This is a genomic window from Tropicimonas aquimaris (assembly GCF_042676185.1).
In the GTDB taxonomy this organism is placed as follows: Bacteria; Pseudomonadota; Alphaproteobacteria; order Rhodobacterales; family Rhodobacteraceae; genus Tropicimonas; species Tropicimonas aquimaris.
Genome location: NZ_JBHTJT010000015.1, coordinates 1 through 2,821, shown reverse-complemented (window position 1 = coordinate 2,821; position 2,821 = coordinate 1). Strand labels below are relative to the sequence as shown.

Sequence of the window (2,821 nt, the reverse complement as noted above, 5' to 3'; positions counted from 1 at the left end):
TTGTTCGCCATTCTCTGTCCTCCGTTTCCTAAACATAACGGTGGACCAGTTCAGATGGGGCACTCCATCCACCTCGACGGCTACAACATCCTGCCGCTGCTGACCGGCGAGACCGAAGAAAGCCCGCGCAGGGAGATCTTCTACTTCACCGATGACGGCGACCTTGCCGCGCTGCGGTATGGCGACTGGAAGATCACCTTCCTCGAGCAGAAGGCTTGGGGCACGTTCCGCGCCTGGATGGAGCCTCTGACGCCGCTCCGTGTGCCGCTGATCTTCAACCTGCGTCGCGATCCCTATGAGCGTGGCTATCGCACGTCGAACACCTATTACGACTGGATGCTCGACCGTGCCTACATGCTGGTGCCGGCTCAGGCCTACGTGGCCAACTTCCTCGCCACCTTCGAGGAATACCCGCCGCGTCAGGAAGCAGCCTCCTTCAGCCTCGACAAGGTTATGGAGAAACTCTCCTCCGGCGGCGGCGCGCAGTAAGGCCAAAGCGCCACATTGGTGGGGGCCGTCCTCCGGGCGGCCCCTTTCAAGTCGGATCCGGCGACAGGTCCGCGTTCGATCGCCGCGTGCCGCCCAAAATCTTTGTTGCTCGAAGCGCACTCGTTGAGACTTCCCGTTGACGACAAGGTCGTCGACGAAGCTAGGCGTTTGAATCGCAGCAAGGTCGGGATGGTGTTGGAAAGGCTGAACCGGATTTCCGGTCGGCTGTATGAAGCGGAGCGTTCGTGCTGATACATCACGCCGGTAACGGCCCCAGCTTGGCGAGTGTGCGGAGGTTCTGGACGGTTGCGGCAATGTGGAACTCGTCCTTGGCGCCATTCGGTCCTCGGAGGCGAAGGCGGTCGAGGTCGACTGTTCCCTGTCGCCGCATCGCCGCGCAACGAGTGCCTTCGCCGCGCGTGCGCATGGCCAAGACCTGGGGAGCTGCCACTGCATCACAGTGGTCGTTGCCTTTTATCGGGTGGAGTGCTGTTGTGATCGTCGTCCTTTTGTTCCGAAAGGTTCAAGGGAGTAAGCTACATTCCCGACCATGCCGTTGGAAGCGTGATCCAATGCCAAGGCAATCGCTCACCGGATGGCATTGCGTGGAATGTGGTGTCAGAGCCTACTCCAGTGACGGCAAGCCACCCAAGGAGTGCAAACGACATCTACGAGAAACAGCGCTTTGAGTGTGGGTTATCCCCCAGCGGCCTCGATCAAAGCCTCGACCTCATGTTGCTCACGCGCCAACTGATTTATGAATTTCCGGGTTTCCACCGCTGGCCGCCTACTGGGGCGACACTGGTGCGGGCACATTATCGGCGTATCTCTGCCAAGTAACGCCTGGGAGAACCTCGCCAAGGGGGTAGGTTCCTCAGATGACAGCACCAGAGGCGAATTTGCCCCTAACGCAATCAGGCGTCAATTTCGCGATTCCGCAGATCCAGCTATCGATCGGCAGCGAACTGGAATGAAATGTGCAACGCTAAGCGGAACGGTGTGGCTGAAAAAAAGCGCCCCCCTCATGCTGGCAGAGGTCCGGAATGATTGCCTGTCGGCACGCAACGATGGTTCGAAGCGTGCCTAATAGGTATCGATGTTGAGAGGTTTAGTCGGCTCGTTCGTCTGGATAAACGATGTTTCCTGACCGCTCCGTTAGGGAAACCATGCAGGACCCCTCGACAGGGGCACGAAGCTTTCCACCTAGACGCTGCTTGATATCAGCCGACACGGCATTGCTGGGGCACTTTGGAACTGAGGCGACTTTGTAGCCCTTTGAGGCCATGCACTTCTGGAAGTACTCTTCTCGAAGCGAAGCGTTGGCGTCATAGCTGTAGGTTTGGCCGCCGTATACTTGGCCACCGTAGGCCGTGCCGCCAGTAGTGGTGCAAGTGTATCCATAGCAGCTGGTGGTTGCTGGCGTGTAGTAGGTCGGAGTTCTATAGGTCGGCGTTGTCGCTACTTGAGTATTGGTCGGAACCCTTTGGGTCGCCTCTAGCTCACAGTTGAAACTGTCTCGATCCTTCTGAGCAACCGTAGCGCCCTCCTTGTAGGCATAGTTCACGGTGCTCATCTGACATCCTGCCGCCATCGACACGACCGCGATAGCGGTTACCAATCTTAGCATTTTTTCCCTCGCGATTTTGGTGCCGACAGTTAAATGCGCGGGAAAGAAGGAAGAAAAACGTTAAAGTGAAGCAATCTCGAGGGCATCCTGAATTGCATGGCGGTCGTCGCCTAGTATTTACTAAACCCAATGACGACAGCGCCTGAAACTTCGCCACGACCATTGGCACGCACTGGGGATGGGACCGATCTTTGGGTTGACGTTGTGCAATGGGCGGAGGCATGGCGTCCGACCTGGGAAGCTGCCACTGCATCACAGTGGTTCTTGCCTTTTATCGGGTGGATTGCTGTTGTGATCGTCGTCCTTTTGTTCCGAAAGGTTCAAGGGAGTAAGCTACATTCCCGACCATGCCGTTGGAAGCGTGATCCAATGCCAAGGCAATCGCTCACCGGATGGCATTGCATGGAATGTGGTGTCAGAGCCTACTCCAGTGACGGCAAGCCACCCAAGGAGTGCAAACGACATCTACGAGAAACAGCGCTTTGAGTGTGGGTTATCCCCCAGCGGCCTCGATCAAAGCCTCGACCTCACGTTGCTCACGCGCCAACTGATTTATGAATTTCCGGGTTTCCACCCACTCGCGGGACCTCATACCGTGCTTCCAGGACGGATGTGTCGGCCCAGCCTTGTGACCACCGCCTGCCCCGTGCATCCTGCACACGTTCCAGCCGTTTACGGCTGGCGACTTGCATCGCTCTCCTGTTC

Annotated in this window: 1 protein-coding gene and 1 pseudogene; one reads left to right on the top strand and one right to left on the bottom strand. The window is 57.5% G+C overall.

Annotated features, from left to right (window positions below; genetic code table 11):
- Positions 1-489: pseudogene (locus ACFQ2S_RS11625) on the top strand (hypothetical protein); the annotation flags it as partial.
- 1,108 nt (positions 490-1,597) lie between these two features.
- On the opposite strand, the gene ACFQ2S_RS11620 reads toward ACFQ2S_RS11625, so the two are convergent.
- Complete coding sequence (locus ACFQ2S_RS11620) at positions 1,598-2,062, bottom strand: hypothetical protein (RefSeq protein ID WP_386074620.1); 465 nt, start codon at positions 2,060-2,062, stop codon at positions 1,598-1,600.
- Between the last annotated feature and the right edge of the window lie 759 nt (positions 2,063-2,821).

Coding starts and splice junctions, on each gene's coding strand:
- ACFQ2S_RS11620 (WP_386074620.1), bottom strand. CDS start 2,062: ATGAGCACCGTGAACTATGCCTACAAGGAGGGCGCTACGGTTGCTCAG.